This window comes from uncultured Muribaculum sp., from assembly GCF_910583865.1.
Taxonomy (GTDB): Bacteria; Bacteroidota; Bacteroidia; order Bacteroidales; family Muribaculaceae; genus Muribaculum.
Window position 1 is genome coordinate 24,169 of sequence record NZ_CAJTYX010000003.1, and the last position, 22,758, is coordinate 46,926.

Here is a 22,758-nt window from a genome sequence, read left to right on the forward strand (position 1 = left end):
GTGAAAGCGGAATATTGCCGTTATAATCTCGTTTTCCGCGAACCGGCTGTCACATCGCGGGCTGTGATGACCCATAAGGAGACCTACTTTATCCGCATATGGGACGAGGGCCGTCCAAACGTGTGCGGTATAGGAGAGTGTGCGCTGTTTCGCGGACTTGGCGTCGATGACGTCCCTGAATATGAAGAATGGCTGCGCGAGGTGTGTGCCGACATATCCTGTAATGGACTTACATCCATAATCTCTGTGAATAGCAGTTCTATACGTTTTGGAGTGGAAAGCGCATTGGCGGATCTGCGTAATGGGGGAAGGAGAATCCTGTGGCCCGGACCGTGGACAGCCGGCGAAGAAGCCATACCGATCAATGGCCTCGTATGGATGGGAAGCCACGACCGTATGCTTGAACGTATCGACGAGAAGATTGCAGCCGGCTTTCGCTGTATAAAACTGAAAATCGGCGGTATTGACTTTGCGGAGGAGATCGACCTTCTTCGCCACATCCGTGATCGCTACGCCTCCGACCGGTTGGAGCTTCGCCTTGATGCCAACGGCGCGTTTTCTCCCAAGAATGCGATGGAATATCTTGCCGAGTTGTCCGCATTCGGCATACACTCGATCGAGCAGCCGATTCGAGCCGGACAGCCTGAGGCTATGACTGAAATCTGTAGGAAAAGCCCTATCCCTATTGCTCTTGACGAAGAGCTGATCGGTTGCCGGTCTACTCATGAAAAAGCGTCGTTGCTCGATTTGATTCATCCTCAGTACGTGATTCTGAAGCCTTCGCTTTGCGGTGGTTTTGCAGATGCCGCGGAATGGTCCATCCTCGCCTCCGAGCGTGGAATCGGCTGGTGGGCTACTTCCGCGCTTGAAAGTGACATCGGGCTTAATGCCATAGCACAATGGTGTGCGAACATGCGTACCACCATTCCGCAGGGATTGGGTACGGGACGACTGTATGTGAACAATATCCCATCCCCGTTGCGCCAGGTCGGTGACGGACTGAGATACGATCCGAGGGACGGTTGGGAAATCCCGGATTTCGATTGGAAAAATCCTGAAAAGTATGACGCGGATTATTGACAAGGATGGTCTCGCAGAGGCTTTTGTGGATGAATGGATATCATCGTCCACGATAGTGAAGGCCCATACGTCCGGCTCTACAGGTACACCTAAGGAGATGTATCTTCAAAAAAAGGATATGCGCCTATCCGCATTGGCGACATGTCGGCATTTCGGCATAGACTCCACGTCAGTGCTGCATTTGCCGCTGTCTACCGATTATATCGCCGGTAAGATGATGGTGGTACGTGCTTTCGTGAGCGGTGCGACCCTTGTGGTGGAACAGCCGTCAAGATGCCCGCTCTCGGAACTGCCTGCGGGTATCGACCGGGTGGACCTTACCGCCGTGGTGCCGTCGCAGGTAGAAGGGTTGCTGTCAAGCCCGCATATATCAAATGTCAGGAGCGTAATCATCGGTGGTGGGGTAGTATCGGCTGATATTGAGAAACGCCTCCGTACCGTGCCAATCGAAGCGTGGTCTACATATGGCATGACCGAGACATGCAGCCATGTAGCTTTAAGAAATCTACAATCGCAATCATTGACTTATACCGCGCTTCCGGGTATACGTTTTTCAACCGATTCGCGAGATTGCCTGGTGATAGATGCTCCGGACTACACTTTTGGGCGAATTGTCACTAATGACATGGTCCGAATGGTGTCAGCTAATGAATTCCAATGGCTTGGACGCTATGACAATGTAATCAACTCGGGAGGAATAAAACTGCATCCCGAGGCTATGGAAAAACTCCTTGAGGGAACAGTGTCTTGTCGGTTCTATATTGTGGGACGTCCGAGCGAACGGTGGGGGAAGGAGGCGGTAATAGTCGTGGAGAATGCTACCGATATGCAATGTGACCGGATAATGCGACGCGCGCGCGAGGTATTTGAAAGGCACAGTGTGCCTAAGGCGGTAATAAACACACCGCGCTTTATTTATGCCTCAAACGGCAAAATAAAGCGCGTGCTTCCTTGATGATATGTAGTCTTTGAATTCCTTACTGTGAGAAACAATCAACCGAATTTGCTTATCTTACGGAGTGCTGATTCGTTGATAATCTTTATACGACGTCCGTCGACAATGAGTATCTTCTCATTTACGAAACATGATAAAGTACGTATGGCGTTTGATGTAGTCATGTTTGAAAGATTGGCAAGATCCTCGCGGGCCATATAGATGCGCAGGGTAGCATCGTCATCTTCGTAGCCGTAACTTTCGCGTAGGGCGATAAGAGCCTCAGCCAAACGGCCACGTATATGCTTCTGGGTGAGATTGACAATCTTGGTGTCTGAGCCACCAAGGTTATGGGAAAGCTCTTTGATAAAGAACCATGCAAGTTTTACGTTGTTCTGTATCAAATCCTGCACAAGTGACATTGGCAGACAGCCCAAAGTAGATGGTTCAAAAGCCGCAGCTGTGGAGACATACGACTCCTCGGCAAAGTATGCCCTGTAGCCGAAATATTGTACCGGACGAATCAGGCGCAATATCTGTTGACGGCCGCCTATGCCATCTTTGTAGAGCTTTACTTTGCCTTTGAGCAGGCACCATAGAAATTCCGGCGCCTCCTTCTCAGCATATATTATCTGGTTTTTTTTAAAGGTGTGAGTAGTGAAGTTATCAATAATTAAATGCTTGTCATCGCTGCTTAGCGTCGACCAAAGTTCTGATAAATCTTCGGAAATCACCCGTTCCAATGTACTTTTAGTAATCATCGTGTCGCGTAGCTATGTTGTGCAACATGCTGTGCAAAGTTACAAATATTTTTGAATACGAAACATAAATAAAATAAAAAATGCTGCGTCAAGTACAAAAGTTGTTGAAATAAGCCGTTATGCTGTGATTTTTAATCCTTTTTTGTGCTCATGACCCGGAATTTGCATACCTTTGTGTCAATAAATTTTTTCCTATGGCAGAACGGATAGAACGCATATACGGATTGATTGGATTTCCGTTGACGCACTCGTTTTCACAGACCTATTTCAATCAAAAATTTGAATCCGAAGGCATACCGGCCCGTTATCTCAATTTTGAGTTACCCGACATCGGCGATCTCATGGAAGTGATTGCCGAATATCCCACGCTGGCCGGATTGAATGTCACGATTCCATATAAGGAGCAAGTGATACCGTATCTTGACGACATTGACGAGGACGCACGGAAAATCGGGGCTGTGAATGTGATAAAGTTCATCCGCAAAAAAGACAATGACATAAAGCTCAAGGGATACAACTCGGATATAATCGGCTTCTCAGATTCAATAAAGCCACTGATTGTTTCCGATAGGAAAAGGGCTCTGATACTTGGAACGGGAGGGGCGGCCAAGGCAGTAAGACAGGGATTGAACAATCTGGGAGTAGAGTCGGTCATGGTCTCACGCACTCCTCGTGATGGTGTGATCACATATGATGATCTTACTCCTGAGATAATGGACTCACATAAGATAATAGTTAATACGACGCCTTTAGGCATGTACCCGCACGTCGATGAGTGCCCCGATATACCTTATCACCTGCTTACGCCGGCTCATTTATGCTACGACCTGCTTTATAATCCGGATGTGACCCTTTTCATGAAGAAGGCCGCCGAGATGGGCGCTGAAACCAAAAACGGACTTGAAATGCTGTTATTGCAGGCATTCGTGTCATGGCAAATATGGCAGGAAAGATAAGCCCAATAAACTGAGTTCTAAACAAATAAACTAATTTCATAAATAATATGCCATTAAGCGCAATCGGGCGATGGATGTATATCGCCTTAATAATCATCGTTTTGTTCCCTTGGGACATAGTAACGGCATACAATCCGGTAACACCGGCATCGGCACTTTTCATTGGTCTGATGTTTGCTCTATGTTTCGGTTGTCCTTTCCCGAAATTCAATAAAAAAAGCAGTAAATATCTGCTTCAAGCCTCGGTGGTCGGTCTCGGTTTTGGCATGAACGTTGTTGAATCATTAAAATCAGGCAGTGAGGGAATGTTGTTCACCGTAGTATCCGTGGTCGGTGTCATGGTATTCGGTGTGATGTTCGGTTATTGGATGCATATAAATCGCAAGACCGCCTACCTGATTTCTTCTGGTACTGCAATATGTGGCGGAAGTGCTATTGCCGCCGTAGGTCCTGTGTTGCATGCCGATGAAGAAGAGATGGCCGTGTCCCTGGGAGTGATATTTATTCTTAATGCAATAGCCTTGTTCATATTCCCGCCGATCGGGCATTTCTTTGACATGAGCCAACAACAGTTCGGCACATGGGCTGCAATCGCCATTCACGACACTTCGTCGGTAGTCGGGGCCGGGGATGCCTATGGGCCCGAGGCTCTTCAGCTTGCCACCCTCATAAAGCTTACGCGTGCGTTATGGATAATCCCGATGGCATTTGTGACAATGCTTATCTTCCGTGACAAAAAAGCCAAAATAAGTATTCCCTGGTTTATCTTCCTGTTTATCCTTGCAATGATAGTCAATACTTATTGCGGGTTGCCGGAAGCCGTCAGTACATGGCTTGTATGGCTTGCCAAGAAGGGACTTGTGCTGACGTTGTTCTTCATCGGGGCAAGTCTTTCGCTCTCAACAATAAAGTCGGTGGGCACACGTCCTTTGCTTCTTGCCGTGGCATTATGGATTCTTATAGGTGTATCAAGCTTTATTGTAGTGGAGCTTACCATTCCATGACGCATCCTGTATAGCAAAAACCTCCCTCTCCATATATGCGCCCTCCTCTCTCATACGTGCCTGCAATGTTTCCTCTCGTGGGATTCATTGCAGGCATGCTTTTGTCTGAAGGATTGGTTTTGTGGGAAGCTGCAGGTATATCTGCGACAGGCATATGTGCGGTACTTGCATCTCGATACCTGCCCGAATGGAGCAGGAGCATAGGCATATTCTTGTTTTTCACAGGTGTAGGCAGTATTGATATGCAACACCACAAGTTGCCCGACGTAACCGACATAGTGAATTCAGGGAAAAGGTGGTGGAGCGCCGAGGTTCTTGATGTTTCCGAAAATGACCGTGGAGTTCATATAATGGTCAGGCTCGACAGTGTCGCAACTGCGCATATGGCAGCCCTTGTGCATTTGCCACATGGACTTGCTTCAGATATCATGCCCGGAAACATGATACGTTTCAATGGTGAACTGTCTGTACCATTCAACGATGACGCACCGTATGCTCCCGACTATGTGAGGATTCTTGCCATCAGAGGCATATCTGCCACATGCTTTTCCGATTCAATCGTAGTGGAAGGACATAAAAATACATGGAGGCGTTATGCCTGGAACGCACGTACATGGGCCGCATCATTACTTATGCGCAGCAGTTTATCAATGGACACATGTTCGTTTCTTATGGCTGTTCTTGTCGGAGACGACGATTTTTTATCGGAGGATACTCGTGATGTGTTTTCATCTTCGGGACTCGCACATGTGTTGGCTCTGAGCGGTCTACATGTCGGGATGGTCATAATGGTATTCGGTTTTTTCCTGTTTCCGTTAGGGCTGTTGTGGGACTGGCGCGTAAGGTGCGCGGTTGTGATTGTAGGCATATGGCTTTATGCTTTTGTGGCCGGATTGTCTGCATCGGTGACACGTGCCGCTCTTATGGCTTCAATGGTATGTGGAGGAATCATATTGCAGAGACCTTACGTATCTATGAATGGGATGTTCGTGGCCGCCCTCGTTATCCTTTTTGTCGCTCCGGAACAGTTATGGACTCCGGGATTTCAGATGTCTTTTCTTGCTGTCGGCAGCATCCTGCTTATCATGCCGGTGGTAATGCCGGCAATTGAACGTGTGCCTCGATGGCTCAGATGGATTCTGGCGGCTTCTGCCATATCTCTGGCGGCGATGCTTGGCACCGGTATGGTGGCATTATATTATTTCCATGTATTTCCGGCCTACTTCCTGATTGCCAATCTCCCTGTCGTGCCTGTATTGCCTGTACTGATGATTGGCGGGCTGCTGATTATGGCCTGCGAAGCCGTCGGTTTCGATCCGACATGGTTGTGTCAGGCTGTAGATGTGGTGTATTGGTCAATTTACCACTGGGCCTCTGTAGTCGCAGGCATGACTTCTCCTTTGTCCGGATGGCATGAAGTGCATGGCGCCGCGTTGGTGGCGTATTACGTTACGCTGATAACCGGCGTAATTGCATTGTGGCGTCGCAACCTTGTAATTGGAGCGATTTTTGTGTCAGGGATTATCGCCATATGTATTCTTGTCAGAGTGCCAGGACAGACTGACGCGCATCCGGGATGGTTTATACCCAAGGGTTCATATTTTACTACCGTCATATTTCGCACAAATGATTCTTCGGAGGTGAGTATGATCACTAACGCTCCTCCTACTATAGCGGAATCATTGCGGGCAGAGTATCGCATGAAATATTCCGCCTTTTTCGAAAGCATAGGAGCAGAGTCCGCCTCGTTGTACGATGGTCCGGTGGCATATCTGCCTACGGATAGCTCTCATCCGCAGCGGTGTGTGCTTGTAGGACACGATAGTATAGTGGGAACACCCCGACGGGAATTCCTAAATGCTGATTATGCAGTGATATGCCAGGGATATCGTGGCGACTGGCAGGCAGTGGTCGACTCGCTATCCCCCCGGCGGATACTTCTTTCAGGCGACATACCTAAAAGACGCCATGAGAATATGTATGAATCAATCTCATCTGAATCACCGGTCCCCGTCATTTCACTTCGCGGCATATCTTTCAAGGAGGCCGGTGACTGCTTGTAATTCTTAGAGAGTTTAGTGGCGATTGTCTCCGGAGGATCAGCATCCTCCGGAGGTTAATGATTATAGCAACAAATCGAGAAATAAGGAATGGTCAGATAAGTGATATGCCGACTGCCTTGCAGGCTTCTACTTGCTCTTGAGGCCATATCGAGGCCTGCACCTCACCGATGTGGGCTTTCTGGAGGATAAACATACAGAGACGGCTCTGACCTATGCCGCCGCCGATGGAGTAGGGAAGCTGCCCGTCAAGCAGTGCTTTGTGGAACTGGAGTCCGCTACGGTCGGAGCATCCCCGCTTCTCAAGTTGCAGCCGCAGCGACTCGGGGCTTACGCGTATGCCCATGGATGATAGCTCGAAGGATGTGCCGAGCACCGGATTCCAGAATATGAGATCGCCGTTGAGTCCATGATAACCGTCGGAGTTTGTACTAATCCAGTCATCATAATCCGGTGCGCGTCCGTCATGTGGTTCTCCGTTGCTAAGTTCGTTACCGATTCCTATCAGGAATACGGCACCATACTCTTTTGCGGCCATATCTTCTCGTTGGCGAGGTGTAAGGCCCGGGTAGCGTTGAAGCAATTCCTCTGAGTGGATAAAAGTGAGTTTCTCGGGGAGCACCGGGGTAATGTGTGGAAATTGACGGTAAATCCGGTCCTCGATTATCCTAACTACATCGTAAATCTTCGTTGCGGTGTCTTTCAGATAGTCAAGCGTGCGATCCTCCTTACGTATGGTTTTCTCCCAATCCCATTGATCGACATACAATGAATGTGTGTTGTCGAGATCCTCAAACGTGCGGATTGCATTCATGTCGGTATATAATCCGAATCCCGGGGCTATATCATAGGACCCGAGTTTTACGCGCTTCCACTTTGCGAGCGAATGCACTACTTCCGCTTTTGCCCCACCCATTGCATCGATTTTGAATGCGACGGCATGTTCAACTCCATTGAGGTCATCATTAAGGCCTGTGCCGCTTAACACAAAGAGAGGAGCTGTGACACGACGCAGGTTGAGCGCGCGTGCCAGTTCGGTCTGGAATCCTTCTTTTATCGCCTTTATGGCGATTTCGGTTGTTTCGGGCAGAAGCTTCTGCTTGTATTTTCGAGGAATGATAAGTGCCATGTTTTATATCTTTTGTTGAGTTATACGCTGCAAAGTAAATCATTTGTTTTCTAAGATGCAAATATTTGTAGCAAAAAGTTTTCAGAATAGACATTATGGTTGCATTTTGAGCCCAAAGTCAAGGGTGAGCGTACTTTTCGGGAAGAAGATAATAGAATTGGATGTCACCGTTTAAGCATATCGTATAGATGGGAAATGGATGTTGTTTTCCGAACTCACATGATTCAACATTGTTATAGTTTTGTAACAACTATGTAGAGACAAGAGGAACTTATGGCTTTCTTTAGGTATATAATACTGTCAATATGTGCGTTTATTGCCACTGTGGATGCCGTGGCTCAGATGCCTATAAAGCTTAGGGTACTCCCGGCGATTTCTCCGGACAGCGCCGATGTCACCTACTATAGCAAGCCGCACTTTTGGCGCACTACCGGCGAGGTGGTAGGATTCAATCTGGGACTTTGGGCATTTGACCGATATATACAACGTGGCGACTTTGCCTATATCAGCATGAACAGTGTGAAAGAGAATTTTCGCAAAGGGTTCAAATGGGATAACGACAAACTCGGTACGAACATGTTTCTTCATCCATATAACGGCAGCTTGTATTACAATTCAGCTCGTAGCAACGGTTTCAATTATTGGCAGTCCGCCATGTTCGCCATAGGTGGAAGTGCCATGTGGGAACTGTTCATGGAATGCGAATATCCTTCTACAAACGATATAATAGCCACTCCGATCGGTGGAACGGTAATTGGAGAGGTACTCTTCAGGGCATCGGATGCGGTGATCGACGATCGTGACACAGGAGCGTCAAGATTCGGACGTGAGGCAGCCGTGTTCGTCATTTCCCCTATGAGGGGGCTTACGCGTATTATCACGGGGGATGCCTGGCGTGTGAGGCCTACGCGCGGACGTCTTTATGGCACTCCTCCGCTGTCGGTGGAGTTGTCTCTCGGGGCACGTGGCATGTATCTAAATAATGAGGTATCGGAATCTGCCGTCGGTGCGACTGCCGAAATAAATGTTGAATATGGTGACCGTTTCGAAGTCTCTTCTACCAAACCGTTTGATTACTTCACTGTCCGAGCCGACCTTTCCGTCATGAATAAGCAGCCGCTTTTGAGCCAATTGAATATAAAAGGGCGGCTTATCGCGCGTGAGATATATGATATAGCATCTCGAAAGATGAGCATAGGGCTGTATCAGCATTTTGACTATTACGATTCTGACACTATACGCAAGGCGGATCAGACGCGGGTATCCAGGGTCCCTTACAAGCTTGGCATACCTGCAAGCCTTGGTGCTGGCTGGATGTTCAGGGATGCACGTATGCCGCGATGGACATTTGATGCTTATGCACATGGCAATCTAGTGATTCTCGGGTCAATTCTGTCCGACTATTATCATGTGGACGAACGCAATTACAATCTTGCCAGCGGATTCTCATTTAAGGGGGGAGTTAATGTGGTGTTTGACCGTGACAGGTTTTCCGCGTCGTTGTCTCATGAATATTATCGGTTGTTTACGTGGAAGGGATATCATCAAAATACGAACCTCGCACGAACGGATCCGCGTACGCTCGATGTTCAGGGAGATCATTCTGCGGCATCATTCAATGTCAGCGAACTGAGGGCCGATCTGCGTGTGTGGAATCGTCTCTACCTTTCTGCATCGGTAAGCCACTATTATCGGTCTACGCGATACCGCGATTATCCGCGTGTCAAGTCGAGCACGACAGGTGTTCGTTTTATGGTCACATATAAATTGTGAATAACCCGCAAAAAAAAATATTATGTTGCCCTCCCGAACATTCTCGAGAAAAATTTGCCTGTTGACGGCATCTTCGGTATGGTATAAGTGGCATCCGCCATCCCGGCGGGTGCCACTTTAGTGAATTATGGTATGGATGAATTGTCAAATTGTCCATCTTCTCATCCGTTATGGATTTTTTGCCCATAAAATAGATGTTATAATGGATGCGATGTAATGGGTATAGATTAGTTCGCATGAAGTTTCATTTGCAAAGTTATATCTTATTTTTGGAATACAAAATATTTCGTTATGAAATTTGCAAAATACTATCGCCAACGCGTATCGACGTTTGGTATTCTTTATTTATACTTGGAGCGAAACGGTTGATTAGGACGAAAAAAGAAGAGATGTCTCACGACATCTCTTCCCGTTTAAACCTTTATCTTAATCTAATACTATGAAAAACACACTTGCAAAGGTAGGCATGCCTAATGACATGTGCAAGTATTACGCACCCCTTTTAACGTAAATTAGGCTAATTGGCATTGCTTTGGTGGATTTTTTTTCTGATTTTAACAGTTCGATGGGGCTGCCTCGTTGAACGATGAGATATAAAGCATATTGTGTCTTAAAAACCGCTCAATTGTTTTTTGTTCCCAACGTGTACTCATTTTTGACTGAGCGCCTATATACTCATACATACTCATGCCCCGGCAAAACTCAAATAAATATTTGGCTTTGCCCTTGACTTATTCTATCTTTGTACTTCAAACCCACAAACAGACATGGAACTACAAGAAATACTGGCTGCTATCCGCACACGTATGGGCATCAATAAGCTCAATCCTATGCAGGAAGCCGCAATTTCGTCGCCCTCGTCGGACGTAGTGATTTTGTCGCCTACAGGAAGCGGCAAAACATTGGCCTTTACTGCAATGATGCTCTCCACGCTGCAAAAACCATACGGAGAGATTCAAGGTGTGGTCGTAGCTCCGTCGAGGGAGCTGGTGATGCAGATTTTCCGCATTGTCCGAGAACTTGCGTCCGGATATAAGGTTGTGGCCCTTTATGGCGGCCATTCCATGATCGACGAGAAGAACTCACTTTCTCCGATGCCCGATATAGTAGTGGCTACGCCGGGACGATTACTCGACCATGTGATGCGCAAGCAGATAGACCTTTACACCACGCGTGTGCTCGTGCTTGACGAATATGACAAGTCACTGGAACTTGGATTCCATGATGAGATGAAGAAGCTGCTGCGAGTGATGCCGCGACGCGAACGCACCATACTGACCTCTGCCACACGTCTGACTGACATCCCCGAATTCCTGAAACTCGGTCAAACAGCAACGATAGATTGCTTGGAGAAGTCGGCCGACCTGCGGTCGCGAATGCAGATAGTGGAGGTCGAGAGTCCATCAAAAGACAAACTTGACACGCTCACAGACCTTATGCGGTCGCTTCCCGACGGTCGCGTGATAATCTTTGTCAACCATCGTGAGAGTGCCGACAGGGTCTACCGCCACCTAAAAGGAGCAGGGTTGCCGGTAGGCCTATATCATGGTGCATTGGAACAGAACGATAGGGAAAAAGCCGTCGATCTTCTCAACAATGGCTCGACACCTGTTCTGGTGAGCACCGATCTCGGGGCGCGCGGTCTCGACATAGACTCGGTAAGCGCCATAGTGCACTACCATATGCCTCTATCGCAAGAGACGTGGACTCACCGCAACGGGCGCACCGCACGTGTCGACGCCACCGGCACGGTCTATGTCCTCGCTTCGGAATCCGACACTATTCCCGACTACATAGTGTTCGACCGATCATATTCTCCTACAGGCCATTCCGACAATCCAATCCGTGCATCTGCCGAAACTCTCTATTTCAATGCGGGAAAGAAAGAGAAGATATCAAAAGGCGACATAGCGGGGTTTATCATAAAACAGGGCGGCGTGGATCCCGCCGGAGTGGGACGCATAGTAGTGCGCGACCATAATGCAATAGCCGCCGTTCCTGCCGGCATGGCAGACGGGTTGGCGGTTCGCCTGTCTGCGCAAAAGCTGAAAGGCAAGAAAGTAAGGGTGTCTGTTATGAGATGAATCATTTATTTTTGTAATTTTGCAGTCATTAATGTAACATTATGAATATACGCAAATCCAGGTTCTTGAAATTGCTATCATTGAGGTGCTTCATGACAGCGGTACTCGCTATAGCCGCCACTTTTTCGGCTACGTATGCCCAGACTACGGATGACACCACCGCCTTGTGCCGCCCTTCAATTGAAGAGCATATCGCAGCCGACAGCATCATAATAATAAGGATGCCTGACGCCCTCAGGGAGCGCCTGCGTGCCACCGAAGCTAACGAGCAGGAACAAGCACGCACTGTGGCGCACGGACGTACAGGAGGATACCGTATACAAATATTCGCTGACAATAATCCGCGTACAGCCAAGAACGAGGCACGTACACGGGCACGCAATGTGGTATCGCGTTTTGCCGACTACCCCTCGTATGTGGAATACAAGGCCCCGTATTGGCGCACACGCATAGGTAATTTCCGCACGCATGACGAGGCCGACAAAGCCGCTGCTGAAATTAAGGAAGCTTTCCCGGGATATAGCCGTGAGATAAGAGTGGTGCGCGACCGGATTATTGTAGGCGAATAAACAGGAAAAACAACCGCAGACTGACATTATGCAGGATCAGGACATGGTTATCGAGGAGATAGCCCGACACTACAGAGCCATCATAGAGCTTATCGGAGAGAATCCCGACCGTGAAGGATTGAAAAAAACGCCCGTTCGGGCAGCTAAGGCATTATATTATGCCACACAAGGCTACCGACAAGACGCTTCGGAGGTAATGAAGCAGGCTATATTCGAATATGCAGGATCACGCATGATAGTGGTGCGCGACATCGAGTTCTACTCCTTCTGTGAACACCATATATTGCCGTTCTTCGGCAAAATATCCGTAGGCTACATCCCTGACGGAAACATGATCGGGCTATCAAAACTCGCAAGAGTGGTCAACGTCTACGCCCGACGCCTACAGGTGCAGGAACGCCTTACCGCCGAGGTCACCCGTGAGATAAGCCGCACGCTCGGAGCAAAGGGAGTGATGGTAGTGTGTCGCGCCGAACACCTTTGCATGAAAATGCGCGGTGTGGAGAAGCAGGACAGCTCCACTGTCACGATGGACTATGACGGAGTGTTTGCCGACGATGCTTCGTTAAGGCAGGAATTTCTTTCTCTCATAGATAACTGATAATAATATGGCCAGATCCAACGACACGGTGCGTATCGGCGTACCTTTCCTCCTTGTCTCCACTCTTTTTCTCGCCTGGGGACTTGCCAACAATATGAATGATACGCTTCTTGCCGCTTTCCGGCGCATAATGTCAATGAGCGATCTGCAGACATCGATGGTGCAGTTCGCGTTCTTCGGCGCATATGCCTGCGTGGCACTTCCTGCAGCGTTGTTCATTCGGAGATATACCTATAAGTCTGGTATCATACTGGGATTGCTGCTCTATGCCTGCGGAACAATGCTCTTTTATCCGGCAGGAGAAACGGCGAGCTACCCGTTTTTCCTTTTTGCCATTTATGTCATGGCATGCGGATGCGCCGTGTTGGAGACAACCGCCAATCCCTACATATTGTCGATGGGCGAACGCGAGAATGCCACACGAAGGCTCAACATTGCCCAGACGTTCAATCCGGTGGGAGCCGTATGCGGCATACTTATAAGCCGCCACTTCATACTGTCGGAACTTAACGCCGCCGATGCCGCCGAACGTGGTGACATGTCGGCAACCGAGCTGATGAGCATACAGAGCCATGAGTTGTCGGCCATATCGGGTACCTACATGATAATCGGTATTGCCCTGTTGGGACTTCTTGCCCTTATAATGTTTGCCCGTATGCCCAAGTTCAAGGACGAGACGGAATCTGCTCCCGTGAGGGACACATTGCACCGTTTGTGGCGTAAGAGGTCGTATCGATTCGGTGTCGTAGCCCAGTTCTTCTATGTAGGTGTGCAGACATGCGTATGGTCGTTCACCATACGTTACGTAATGTCCGAGCTTCATTGTCTTGAAAAAGAGGCTTCAATGGTGTTTCTATACTCCATATTGGCGTTCACACTATTCCGGTTCATGTTCACGTGGCTCATGAAGTATGTGGCCCCAGTGCGTTTGCTCATGTACGCATCGGCAGTGGCGATCATCCTGACCGCGTGTGTGGTCACTATGTCAGGAATGGTATCTGTGGTGGCCCTTGTGGGTATATCCGCTACGATGTCGCTGATGTTCCCCACCATCTACGGAATCGCGCTCGAAGGGATGAGTCCGGCCGACAATAAGATTGCCGCTTCAGGATTGATAATGGCGATTCTCGGTGGCGCTTTGCTGACACCACTGCAAGCCTGGATTTCCGATATCGCCGGTATATCGGCATCTTTCATAGTGTCGTTGCTCTGCTTCGTGGTGATACTTGGTTATGCCTCGTCGATAATTGTCTCACGCAAAAAATCTACCATCTATGGCTGAAAATAAAAAGAAAGTATTCGTTTCAGGATGCTACGACATGCTCCACTCCGGGCATGTGGCATTTTTCAAGGAGGCGTCGCGATATGGCGACCTCTATGTAGGCATCGGTTCTGACAAGACCATCGAGGATTTGAAACACAGAAAGACCGTATACTCCGAAAAGGAGCGCCTTTATATGGTGAAGTCCATCCGCTATGTGACGGATGCTTACATAAATCCGGGGAGCGGAATGCTTGATTTCCTCGAGACAATCGACCGAGTCAACCCCGACATATTCGTGGTGAACTCCGACGGAGGCTCCGACCTTAAACGTGAATTGTGTCGTAAGCGTGGCATAGAATACGTCGAACTGGAGCGCGTGCCGGATGCGGGACTTGAAGCTCGCTCGACCACATCGCTGCGAAAGGGAGTGAAGTCACATCTGCCATATCGCGTCGACATAGCAGGCACGTGGATCGATCAGCCTTATGTGTCTGAGCATGGAGCCGGGTGGGCCATCACCATGTCGATAGAGCCTACCGTGGAATTCATGGAGAGAGGCGGCATGTCGACTTCAACCCGCAACGCCGCCAAGAAAATCTGGCCCTACGAACTTCCGAATTACAATGAGGAGATGCTCGCACGCCTGCTTTTCTGTTTCGAGAACGACCCGGAGAACAAGGGCCATATCTCCGGAGCGCAGGATGCGATAGGCATATGCATGTCCGGACTTAACCGGCATTTCTATGATGGCCACTATTGGCCATCCAGAATTGAATCATGTCATGATGAGGAGATACTTTCATGGCTTGAGGAGCATATCGTGCTTGTTCCAATGTTCCCGAGACGTCCGGGATGTTCGGTTGTCGAAGGGAAGGATATCACTTCCGAGAAGGTGCGCCGGCTTACCGGTGCAGCCGACCGCTGCTGGGATGCTATCATAAGGCGCGACTTGCATGATTTCGCTAATGCATTCCGCGACTCGTTTGATGCGCAGACAGCCATGTTCCCGGCCATGATACAACCGGGAGTACAAGAATACATCGATCGGTGGAGCAATCGTGCTCTCGCATGGAAGATGCTCGGCGCGGGCGGTGGTGGTCATCTTGCTCTCGTAGTCGATGAGATTCCACAGGATGACGATATAATACAGATAAAGATAAGAAGAAAAGAGTAGACAAATTTCAAAAGCATCTGCTATGGAAAAAAATTCGAAGATTTATGTTGCCGGACACAGAGGAATGGTCGGTTCTGCCATTGTCCGGGAACTGAAACGTCAGGGTTATAATAACATCATAACCCGCACACACAAGGAACTCGATCTCATAAACCAACAGGCCGTAGATGATTTTTTCGCAGCCGAGAAACCGGACTATGTGTTCCTTGCCGCAGCCAAAGTGGGTGGCATAGAGGCTAACCAGTCGGCACTCGCCGATTTCATGTACGACAACATGATGCTTGAGATGAACGTTATCCATGCCGCATGGAAAAATGGCGTCAAAAAATTGGAATTCCTTGGCTCGTCATGTATCTATCCAAGGATGGCTCCCCAGCCTATGCCTGAATCATGCTTGCTCACTTCGGAACTTGAAAAAACCAACGAAGCATATGCGCTTGCAAAGATCTCAGGACTGAAATACTGCGAGTTTCTCAACCGTCAATATGGCACCGATTATATCTCAGTGATGCCCACGAACCTTTATGGTCCTAATGACAATTACCATCCGACTCATTCTCATGTGCTTCCCGCGCTTATACGCCGCTTCCATGAAGCCAAAGAAGCCGGTCTGGAGGAAGTGACTTGCTGGGGTGACGGTACTCCGTTGAGGGAGTTCCTTTATGTCGATGACCTCGCCAATCTATGCGTGTTCCTCATGAACAACTACTCAGGCAACGAAACTGTGAATGCCGGTACCGGGAAGGAACTTACCATAAAGGAGCTTACCGAGCTTGTGGCCAAGACCGTAGGCTATAATGGCACGATACTTTGGAATACCGAAATGCCCAACGGCACCCCTCGCAAATTGCTCGATGTCAGCAAGGCGAAAGCTTTGGGATGGACCTACAAGACCGAACTTCCGGAGGGTGTAAAACTCGCCTACGAGGATTTCCTTTCAAATCCCATGCGCGCAGAGCGCTGACATGCATTCAAGTTATAAACGTTGTCCCGGCTGATCCTAATTAGGATATCCGGGACAACGTTTATTCTGCAAATCCATAGAAACGAATAGGGGGTGTCGCTCTCACGAGTTCTACCCCCGGCATTCATCACATTATGCTAAAAGTGCGATTTATAGATGTATTTATTGCAAATAGAGCTGATTAAATTATTTTACCGTATACCGAGATGAGACTACATCCCAATCTATGATGTCCCACAGCCGATGAAGAGCATCGGCACGACGGTTCTGGAAATCGAGATAATAGGCATGCTCCCACACATCGAAACAGAGTAAGGGATTAAGGCCCTGCGTCAGAGGATTGGCGGCATTCGGACCTTGCGTTATGAATAGGCGTCCATCCTTATCCTGCGACAGCCATACCCATCCTGATCCAAAAAGTCCTACACCGGCTTTTTCAAAAAGTTTCTTGAACTCGTCGAACGAACCGAAGTCACGCGTGATAGCTTCGGCCAAAGCCCCCTCAGGCTCGCCTCCTCCGTCGGGAGAGAAAGAGAAGAAATAAAAGATATGATTCCAGGCCTGTGACGCGTTGTTGAACAACGGCCCGTCGGATGTCTTTATAATCTCTTCGAGAGGTGTGTCCTCCCACTCCGTATCACGGATAAGATTATTGAGATTGTCGATATAAGCTTTCTCATGCTTACCCCAATGGTAGCTGATGGTTTCGGCGCTGATGGCAGGTTCGAGTGCATCGGAAGCATACGGGAGCTTCGGTTGGCTATATACATTTGTTTCCATAAAAAAACGTTATTCGGAAGATTTATATGTTCATCTGTCCGAATAACGCTAAAAGGCATGGTATGGTTCAAGCTGAGACTCAGTATTGAGGGGCGTAACGTGCTATCCTCGCCATCGACTGTTGGTATCGGTATTGTATTTCGAGCATCCGTAGTATCGCGTCGGTATATGAGGCCGATTCGATAAGATATGTCATCATGCTTATCTGCCCTCCGTCGAGTGCGCGGAGGAGAAGTCTGGGAGTAGACGAACCTTCAAGCACTTTACGATAAGACTCATATCGTTGTTGCATATTCATTGCTTCAGCATGTAGAGCGTCGATTGATGCCTTCTGTTCTATGGCCTGTTGCTCGGCACGGGCTTGCTCTGCCAGACTCTCCAGCCGTGCGGCTTCCGCTTTCCCGCGAGAGGAAAATACGGGTATTGAAAGTCCGGCTACGAATCCATGGAAAGGCGTCCCGTCCTCGTGGGCGAAATGATATCCCGCAGTGAGCGAAGGCAACGCGCGCCGACGTTCGGCATCGCTTCGCGCACGTGATGCTTCCGCCAGGATTCGTGACTGCTCAATCTCCGGCATGGCTGATGAGTTCGCGCTATATAGAGCCAATGGGTGGAGAATTTCGTCAGGGTATCCGTCAATAGCACGCAGAATGACCTTGGCGCTGTCGGACGAGCCGACGAATGATCCTATTGCCGACAAGCAACGTGCACGCTCCACGTCTATCTCGCTCTGTCGGGAAAGCACTTCAAGCCGCTCGATTCTCAATTTCTCCACATCGAGGACTGTTATTTCATTACGTAGTGCCCCCTTTGTCGCGATTTCAAGCAGAGAGTCGATGCATGCTATCCGGCGCGACATCACATCGGCACATTTACGTATATAGACCCCGTCGACGAGCAACATACGCGCGGTTTCTTTCGCATCGTTGATCTGTACCTGCCTGGAGGCGTCGATGGCCTGCGAACGTAATCTCGCTTCACGGCGTAATGCCCCGTAGACTCCGGGCCACTCCATCGACTGGCTTATAGTAATGTCCGTCTTATTGCCGGCCTCTCCGGCACTCCACATATATCCGCCCTCGATTTCCGGATCCGGCAGAGTGGCGGCGGAGCGTAACGACTCACGTTCGGCCTCTCTCGCGTAGTAGTCGCTCTTAAGTCCCGGATTCATAGTTATCATCCGATCGACGAGCGAATTGAAGTTATCAGCGTGCGCATGCATTATCGCCGACGTAGCGACAGCCGCTATGATAACCCGTAGATATTTATTTCTTGCGACGCTGCGCATAATAATATAGAATTGGGATTATAAATATGTTCAATAGGGTAGAGGTGAGTAATCCTCCCAGTATGACGATAGCCATAGGCGATTGTAATTCATTACCGGGATCTCCTCCGCGCAGGGCAAGAGGCGCGAGTGCCAATGCGGAAGTAAGCGCGGTCATCACTATGGGAAGCAGTCGGTCCGTGCTGCCACTGGCTATTCTTTCAGAAAGAGACAGGCCCTCGTGCTTTAATGAATTGTAGCGCGAGATCAGCAGCATGCCGTTGCGTGTTGTAATTCCCAACAAGGATATAAAACCAATAATGGCCGGAATGTTCAGCTCTCCTGAAGTGACGCGCAGCATCAGCACGCCACCGATAATTGCCAAAGGCATGTTCACCAATATGATCAGCGACTCGGTAAGGTCATGGAATTCCATATATAGCAGAAGCAAGATGATTACAAGAGCACCGATGGAGGCCAACACGAGTGTGCGTGTGGCAGCGGCTTCGCTTTCAAATTGTCCGCTGTACACGATATTGTATCCTTCCGGCACTGTCACTTTCTCTTCTATCGCGCGACGTGCGTCATCGACCGTACCGCGCAGGTCGCGTCCATCTACATTGGCCGATACCACGATACGTCGATTTAGATTCTCACGATTTATGGTGTTGGGGCCTCCGGTTGATACGATGTCGGCCACGTAAGACACAGGCACTGCGCCACGAGGTGTGTCGATAGTGAGATTCGACACTCCATCGATGCTTTCGCGCCCTCTGTCATCGCTCATAAGTTTTATTGAGCGAGGGATTCCATCGTCATACACCTTGCCTACTTCCGCTCCACCTATATTTACATCCACCCAACGGGCAAGCTGCCCTGGTGTGACTCCATAGTAGGCCATTGCAGCACGTCGTGGACGTAGTTCGAGGTGCGGCCGCTCAACCTGCTGTTCTACCGCTACGTCAGCAATGCCTTTGACATCGCCGATAGCGTAGGATATATCCGTGGCCGTTCTGTGGAGGACCGACAGATCCGGACCGAATATCTTGATTGCAATCTGCGCCTCAGTTCCCGACAACATAGCATCTATGCGATGCGAGACAGGCTGACCGATCTCGATGTTGACACCGGGAATCTCCGCGAGACGATGACGGAGGTCTGCCGCCACTTCAGAGCGGCTTCTCGATGAAAGCGTATAGGGCGCCTCGATCTCGCTGACGTTCACTCCGAGGGAATGTTCGTCGAGTTCGGCGCGCCCGGTCTTGCGTGCCACAGTATTTATCTCGGGAACCTCCATTATTATCTTCTCGGCGGTACGGCCGATGCGGTCGCTCTCCTCAAGGGAGATTCCGGGCATAGCACTGATGTTGATGGTGAAAGAACCTTCATTAAACGGTGGAAGGAAACTTCTTCCAAGAGTAAATATCATGAACATGGATACAGCGAACAATACTCCCACGCACCATAATATGGCGCGCTTGTGGCGCATGCTGCTGGCAAGCCCCTTTCCGTACGTCCGTCGCAGCCATGCGGCGGCAATAGGCTCCTTGTCGGCAGAACGTGCCGCGGATTTATCAAGCAGATAGCTGCATAACACGGGCGTCAACGTCAGCGCCACGATTGTTGAAGCGATAAGCGATATGATGAACGCAATTCCCAGCGAGCCGAGCAAGCGTCCTTCGATTCCATGGAGGAAAAAGAGCGGGAGGAAGCTTGCCATGATGATGAGCGAGGAGTTGAATATAGGCATACGCACCTCACGCGAGGCTTCGTAAACGACGCTTATCACATTGCGCCTCTCCTCCTCCGGCAATGCCCTGTTGGCCCGTAGCCGTTTGTAGACATTCTCCACATCGACTATCGCGTCATCGACAAGCGACCCTATCGCTATGGCGATACCTCCAAGAGTCATAGTATTGATGGTAAGTCCGAGCAAATGCAGTACGAGTATTGTCACAATGATTGACATCGGTATGGCGATTACCGACACGAGTGTGGTGCGGATATCCATGAGGAAGAAGAAAAGCACTACAATCACGAATATTGCTCCTTCAAAAAGAGACTGCTGTAGGTTGCTCACCGAACTGTCGATGAAATCGGCCTGCCGGAAGATGTCCGTCGATATGTTCATGCCTTTGGGCAGTGTCGGGGCGAGCTGTGCGAGCTTATCTTCGATTGCTTTTGTAAGGCGCGTAGTGGAAGCCCCGCTCTGCTTGCTCACTGTGAGCAACACAGCTTCACGTCCACGTTCGCCTGCGGCTCCTATACGGGGAGTGGCGCCACCTCGCTCGATTACAGCGATATCGCCGAGAGTGACCGGCGTACCTGACGTCGGGTCGGAAGAATCGCCAATAATCTTCACAACCGTCATGGCAAGATCCTCGACACGTTCGGTGGCGATGCTCCCCTTGACGAGATATTCGTTTCCAAAATCGCTCAGGCTCCCTCCTGAAGAATTGGTGTTGATGCCGTCGCATGCAGCGATCACCTCATCAAGGGTTATACCATAGTGACGCATGCGGGGAGCGTTGACTTTGATTTGTATCTCCTCCTCCTGACCTCCGAGCACCGACACCTGAGCCACGCCTTCTATCGCGAGAAGGGCAGGGCGCAATTTACGGTCAGCTATGCTTCGAAGTTGCATGGTAGTGATTGAATCTGTCGCAAGAGAATCCGTGCGGCTTGTTAGCCCTATGATCAGTACTTCTCCAAGCACTGAAGTAGGAGGTCCCATCACCGGCACGCCTACTTCCGGAGGAAGCGAAGCACCGATACCTGCCAGACGTTCCGAGATTCCCTGTCGTGCCTTATAGGGATCAACACCCCAGTCATGTTCAATCCATACGACGGAGAACCCTGCTGAGCTGGAAGAGCGTACTCTTCGTACTCCGGGAGCACCCCCCATGGCGGTCTCAATCGGATACGTAACAAGTTTCTCCACCTCTTCAGGAGCAAGCCCCCGAGCCTCTGTCATTATGGCTACGGTCGGAGCATTGAGATCGGGGAATATGTCCACATCAAACGTGTCTCGAAGCATGGCCACACATCCTCCGACCAACAAGAGTGCGGCTGTCAGCAGTACGAATTTGCGCCGGGACAGCGAGCCTTTAATTATTCGGTTAAGCATGTCAGTTAATGGTTATGGGAATGTCCTTCGGGAATTTTTCCACTGTTCTCAGCCATTTTTAGAATCATGGCTCCATTGATTACTACGCTGTCATCGGCCATCAGGCCAGACCTGACCTCAACATTTTTTCCGTCGGTCACTCCAAGCTTAAGCCTCCTCTTCTCATAGCCATGGTCTCCAACCTTCACGTAGGCGAAATGTTCTCCTTCGGTCTCCACGACCGCACCACATGGAATCAAGCAAGTTTTCCCAATGCTGTCATTGCTAAGTTTTACCCATACGTCGGCATATGAGCCTGCGACGAGCGAGCCATCATTGGGCACAGAGAAATAAACCGGCATGTATGCGCCGACAGCGGCTGACGAGCCTTTCATGTCGGATAGAAATGAGCCTCCCAGACCACCTACCGACCGCACCTGATCCGAGTTGTCTGGGGTAATGAAATTGGCATCGTTAATTCTGTCGACGTATCCACGCATCGACAACGGGAAATCGACCTTTAGAAGAAGGCGGCTATCGGTGGCAGTCTCTACTATCGGTGCTCCGGCATCCACCCATTGACCGTCGGCCACGAGGATTTTGGTAACGGTGGCCTTCTGAGGTGCTACTACGCCGCTTCCTGTTGCATGTCCGCTATATGAAGCACTAAGTTTTCGCACATTGGCAAGCGCGGCCTGATATTCGCGTTCACTCACGATACCGTCCTTGCGAAGAGGTTCAATTCGTGCTAATTCCTTTTTTGCTGCGTCGAGTTCCTCGGCAGCTATGGCATTGGCGTCGCCGCCGGCCATCCCTTTTCCGCTCACTGACGCTATGCTTTCGCCGGGGCGCAATAAAGCCCCTACCACTATGGCAGGAGACAATCTTACGATTCCGGACGAACGTGACGACAATATCTGACGGCCGGTGCCGGGCAGTGCTTCAAGCACCCCCCACGCCGGAATCACATTTTGCGTCTCACTGTCTCCGACGCGGGATATTTCTACCCCGAAGAGTTCCGCGGAGTGGGGGGAGAGTACGATTTCTTCGGCTGAATGTTCGTCACGACTTTCATCTTTATGGTCATCGTGCACGGAACAAGAGATCAGACTTGAAAAAACAAATGTTGCCGTAAGTGCATACGCACTCCGGCAATAAGGGATATTCACGTATTTCATTGGGAGTTTGGATTTCATGGCACAAATTTATGTAAATCCGCGTGCAACTCTGTTGCAAACCATAAAACCCATAG

General features: G+C 49.6%; 18 protein-coding genes. 12 read left to right on the forward strand and 6 right to left on the reverse strand.

Annotation, left to right across the window (positions count from 1 at the left end; genetic code table 11):
• Together QZ303_RS01310 and QZ303_RS01315 are read left to right on the forward strand one after the other, a co-directional pair.
• A complete protein-coding gene (locus QZ303_RS01310) occupies positions 1 to 1,080 on the forward strand; it encodes an o-succinylbenzoate synthase (protein WP_363322814.1) in 1,080 nt (359 codons plus the stop codon).
• Complete coding sequence (locus QZ303_RS01315) at positions 1,064 to 2,035, forward strand: AMP-binding protein (RefSeq protein WP_295728005.1); 972 nt, start codon at positions 1,064 to 1,066, stop codon at positions 2,033 to 2,035. The genes QZ303_RS01310 and QZ303_RS01315 overlap by 17 nt, the downstream gene beginning before the upstream one ends.
• 38 nt (positions 2,036 to 2,073) lie before the next feature.
• Here the strand turns inward: QZ303_RS01315 and QZ303_RS01320 are convergent, their stop codons facing one another.
• Entirely contained in the window at positions 2,074 to 2,775 is a 702-nt protein-coding gene (locus tag QZ303_RS01320) for a Crp/Fnr family transcriptional regulator (RefSeq protein WP_295728008.1), read from the reverse strand.
• A 194-nt stretch (positions 2,776 to 2,969) separates the two neighbouring features.
• Between QZ303_RS01320 and QZ303_RS01325 the strand changes: the two genes are divergently transcribed.
• The 3 genes from QZ303_RS01325 (at position 2,970) to QZ303_RS01335 (ending at position 6,798) form a co-directional block, all read left to right on the forward strand.
• Positions 2,970 to 3,731: a shikimate dehydrogenase gene (locus QZ303_RS01325; RefSeq protein ID WP_295728010.1), complete on the forward strand. Its 762-nt coding sequence runs from the start codon at positions 2,970 to 2,972 to the stop codon at positions 3,729 to 3,731.
• Between the two features lie 74 nt (positions 3,732 to 3,805).
• Positions 3,806 to 4,735: a putative sulfate exporter family transporter gene (locus QZ303_RS01330; protein ID WP_295728012.1), complete on the forward strand. Its 930-nt coding sequence runs from the start codon at positions 3,806 to 3,808 to the stop codon at positions 4,733 to 4,735.
• Between the two features lie 35 nt (positions 4,736 to 4,770).
• On the forward strand, positions 4,771 to 6,798 hold the full coding sequence (locus QZ303_RS01335; RefSeq protein ID WP_295728014.1) for a ComEC/Rec2 family competence protein: 2,028 nt from the start codon (positions 4,771 to 4,773) through the stop codon (positions 6,796 to 6,798).
• A gap of 91 nt (positions 6,799 to 6,889) precedes the next feature.
• On the opposite strand, the gene asnA is transcribed toward QZ303_RS01335, so the two are convergent.
• Positions 6,890 to 7,924, reverse strand: coding sequence for an aspartate--ammonia ligase (gene asnA, locus QZ303_RS01340; protein ID WP_295728016.1), 1,035 nt, complete (start codon positions 7,922 to 7,924; stop codon positions 6,890 to 6,892).
• 273 nt (positions 7,925 to 8,197) lie between these two features.
• Here asnA and QZ303_RS01345 point away from each other — a divergent pair, with 273 nt between their 5' ends.
• From QZ303_RS01345 to QZ303_RS01375, 7 genes are all read left to right on the forward strand, one after another.
• Positions 8,198 to 9,697, forward strand: coding sequence for a DUF3943 domain-containing protein (locus tag QZ303_RS01345; protein WP_295728018.1), 1,500 nt, complete (start codon positions 8,198 to 8,200; stop codon positions 9,695 to 9,697).
• A gap of 767 nt (positions 9,698 to 10,464) precedes the next feature.
• Positions 10,465 to 11,781, forward strand: coding sequence for a DEAD/DEAH box helicase (locus QZ303_RS01350; protein ID WP_295728020.1), 1,317 nt, complete (start codon positions 10,465 to 10,467; stop codon positions 11,779 to 11,781).
• A 92-nt stretch (positions 11,782 to 11,873) separates the two neighbouring features.
• Complete coding sequence (locus QZ303_RS01355) at positions 11,874 to 12,350, forward strand: SPOR domain-containing protein (protein WP_295728023.1); 477 nt, start codon at positions 11,874 to 11,876, stop codon at positions 12,348 to 12,350.
• Positions 12,351 to 12,378: 28 nt separating this feature from the next.
• Complete coding sequence (folE, locus tag QZ303_RS01360; RefSeq protein WP_295728026.1) at positions 12,379 to 12,951, forward strand: GTP cyclohydrolase I FolE; 573 nt, start codon at positions 12,379 to 12,381, stop codon at positions 12,949 to 12,951.
• Between the two features lie 7 nt (positions 12,952 to 12,958).
• On the forward strand, positions 12,959 to 14,233 hold the full coding sequence (fucP, locus tag QZ303_RS01365) for an L-fucose:H+ symporter permease (protein WP_295728029.1): 1,275 nt from the start codon (positions 12,959 to 12,961) through the stop codon (positions 14,231 to 14,233).
• Complete coding sequence (locus QZ303_RS01370; protein WP_295728031.1) at positions 14,226 to 15,389, forward strand: adenylyltransferase/cytidyltransferase family protein; 1,164 nt, start codon at positions 14,226 to 14,228, stop codon at positions 15,387 to 15,389. The genes fucP and QZ303_RS01370 overlap by 8 nt, the downstream gene beginning before the upstream one ends.
• A gap of 22 nt (positions 15,390 to 15,411) precedes the next feature.
• Positions 15,412 to 16,353, forward strand: a complete 942-nt coding sequence (locus QZ303_RS01375) for a GDP-L-fucose synthase (protein WP_295728033.1) — start codon at positions 15,412 to 15,414, stop codon at positions 16,351 to 16,353.
• Positions 16,354 to 16,539: 186 nt separating this feature from the next.
• Here QZ303_RS01375 and QZ303_RS01380 read toward each other — a convergent pair whose 3' ends face one another.
• The 4 genes from QZ303_RS01380 to QZ303_RS01395 form a co-directional block, all read right to left on the reverse strand.
• Positions 16,540 to 17,133, reverse strand: a complete 594-nt coding sequence (locus QZ303_RS01380; protein ID WP_295728036.1) for a superoxide dismutase — start codon at positions 17,131 to 17,133, stop codon at positions 16,540 to 16,542.
• A 79-nt stretch (positions 17,134 to 17,212) separates the two neighbouring features.
• Positions 17,213 to 18,421: a TolC family protein gene (locus QZ303_RS01385; protein ID WP_295728039.1), complete on the reverse strand. Its 1,209-nt coding sequence runs from the start codon at positions 18,419 to 18,421 to the stop codon at positions 17,213 to 17,215.
• The gene (locus QZ303_RS01390) at positions 18,399 to 21,527 is read right to left on the reverse strand and encodes an efflux RND transporter permease subunit (protein ID WP_295728042.1); all 3,129 of its coding nucleotides are present in this window, start codon (positions 21,525 to 21,527) and stop codon (positions 18,399 to 18,401) included. Before QZ303_RS01390 ends, QZ303_RS01385 begins: the two co-directional genes overlap by 23 nt.
• 5 nt (positions 21,528 to 21,532) lie before the next feature.
• Positions 21,533 to 22,702 carry an HlyD family efflux transporter periplasmic adaptor subunit gene (locus tag QZ303_RS01395; protein ID WP_295728045.1) on the reverse strand — a complete coding sequence of 390 codons (1,170 nt, stop codon included), beginning with the start codon at positions 22,700 to 22,702 and terminating at the stop codon, positions 21,533 to 21,535.
• Positions 22,703 to 22,758 lie beyond the last annotated feature (56 nt).

Coding starts and splice junctions, on each gene's coding strand:
- QZ303_RS01370 (WP_295728031.1), top strand. CDS start 14,226: ATGGCTGAAAATAAAAAGAAAGTATTCGTTTCAGGATGCTACGACATG.
- QZ303_RS01320 (WP_295728008.1), bottom strand. CDS start 2,775: ATGATTACTAAAAGTACATTGGAACGGGTGATTTCCGAAGATTTATCA.
- QZ303_RS01395 (WP_295728045.1), bottom strand. CDS start 22,702: ATGAAATCCAAACTCCCAATGAAATACGTGAATATCCCTTATTGCCGG.
- QZ303_RS01350 (WP_295728020.1), top strand. CDS start 10,465: ATGGAACTACAAGAAATACTGGCTGCTATCCGCACACGTATGGGCATC.
- fucP (WP_295728029.1), top strand. CDS start 12,959: ATGGCCAGATCCAACGACACGGTGCGTATCGGCGTACCTTTCCTCCTT.
- QZ303_RS01335 (WP_295728014.1), top strand. CDS start 4,771: ATGCGCCCTCCTCTCTCATACGTGCCTGCAATGTTTCCTCTCGTGGGA.
- QZ303_RS01390 (WP_295728042.1), bottom strand. CDS start 21,527: ATGCTTAACCGAATAATTAAAGGCTCGCTGTCCCGGCGCAAATTCGTA.
- QZ303_RS01325 (WP_295728010.1), top strand. CDS start 2,970: ATGGCAGAACGGATAGAACGCATATACGGATTGATTGGATTTCCGTTG.
- QZ303_RS01385 (WP_295728039.1), bottom strand. CDS start 18,421: ATGCGCAGCGTCGCAAGAAATAAATATCTACGGGTTATCATAGCGGCT.
- QZ303_RS01375 (WP_295728033.1), top strand. CDS start 15,412: ATGGAAAAAAATTCGAAGATTTATGTTGCCGGACACAGAGGAATGGTC.
- asnA (WP_295728016.1), bottom strand. CDS start 7,924: ATGGCACTTATCATTCCTCGAAAATACAAGCAGAAGCTTCTGCCCGAA.
- QZ303_RS01355 (WP_295728023.1), top strand. CDS start 11,874: ATGACAGCGGTACTCGCTATAGCCGCCACTTTTTCGGCTACGTATGCC.
- QZ303_RS01315 (WP_295728005.1), top strand. CDS start 1,064: ATGACGCGGATTATTGACAAGGATGGTCTCGCAGAGGCTTTTGTGGAT.
- QZ303_RS01380 (WP_295728036.1), bottom strand. CDS start 17,133: ATGGAAACAAATGTATATAGCCAACCGAAGCTCCCGTATGCTTCCGAT.
- QZ303_RS01330 (WP_295728012.1), top strand. CDS start 3,806: ATGTATATCGCCTTAATAATCATCGTTTTGTTCCCTTGGGACATAGTA.
- folE (WP_295728026.1), top strand. CDS start 12,379: ATGCAGGATCAGGACATGGTTATCGAGGAGATAGCCCGACACTACAGA.
- QZ303_RS01345 (WP_295728018.1), top strand. CDS start 8,198: ATGGCTTTCTTTAGGTATATAATACTGTCAATATGTGCGTTTATTGCC.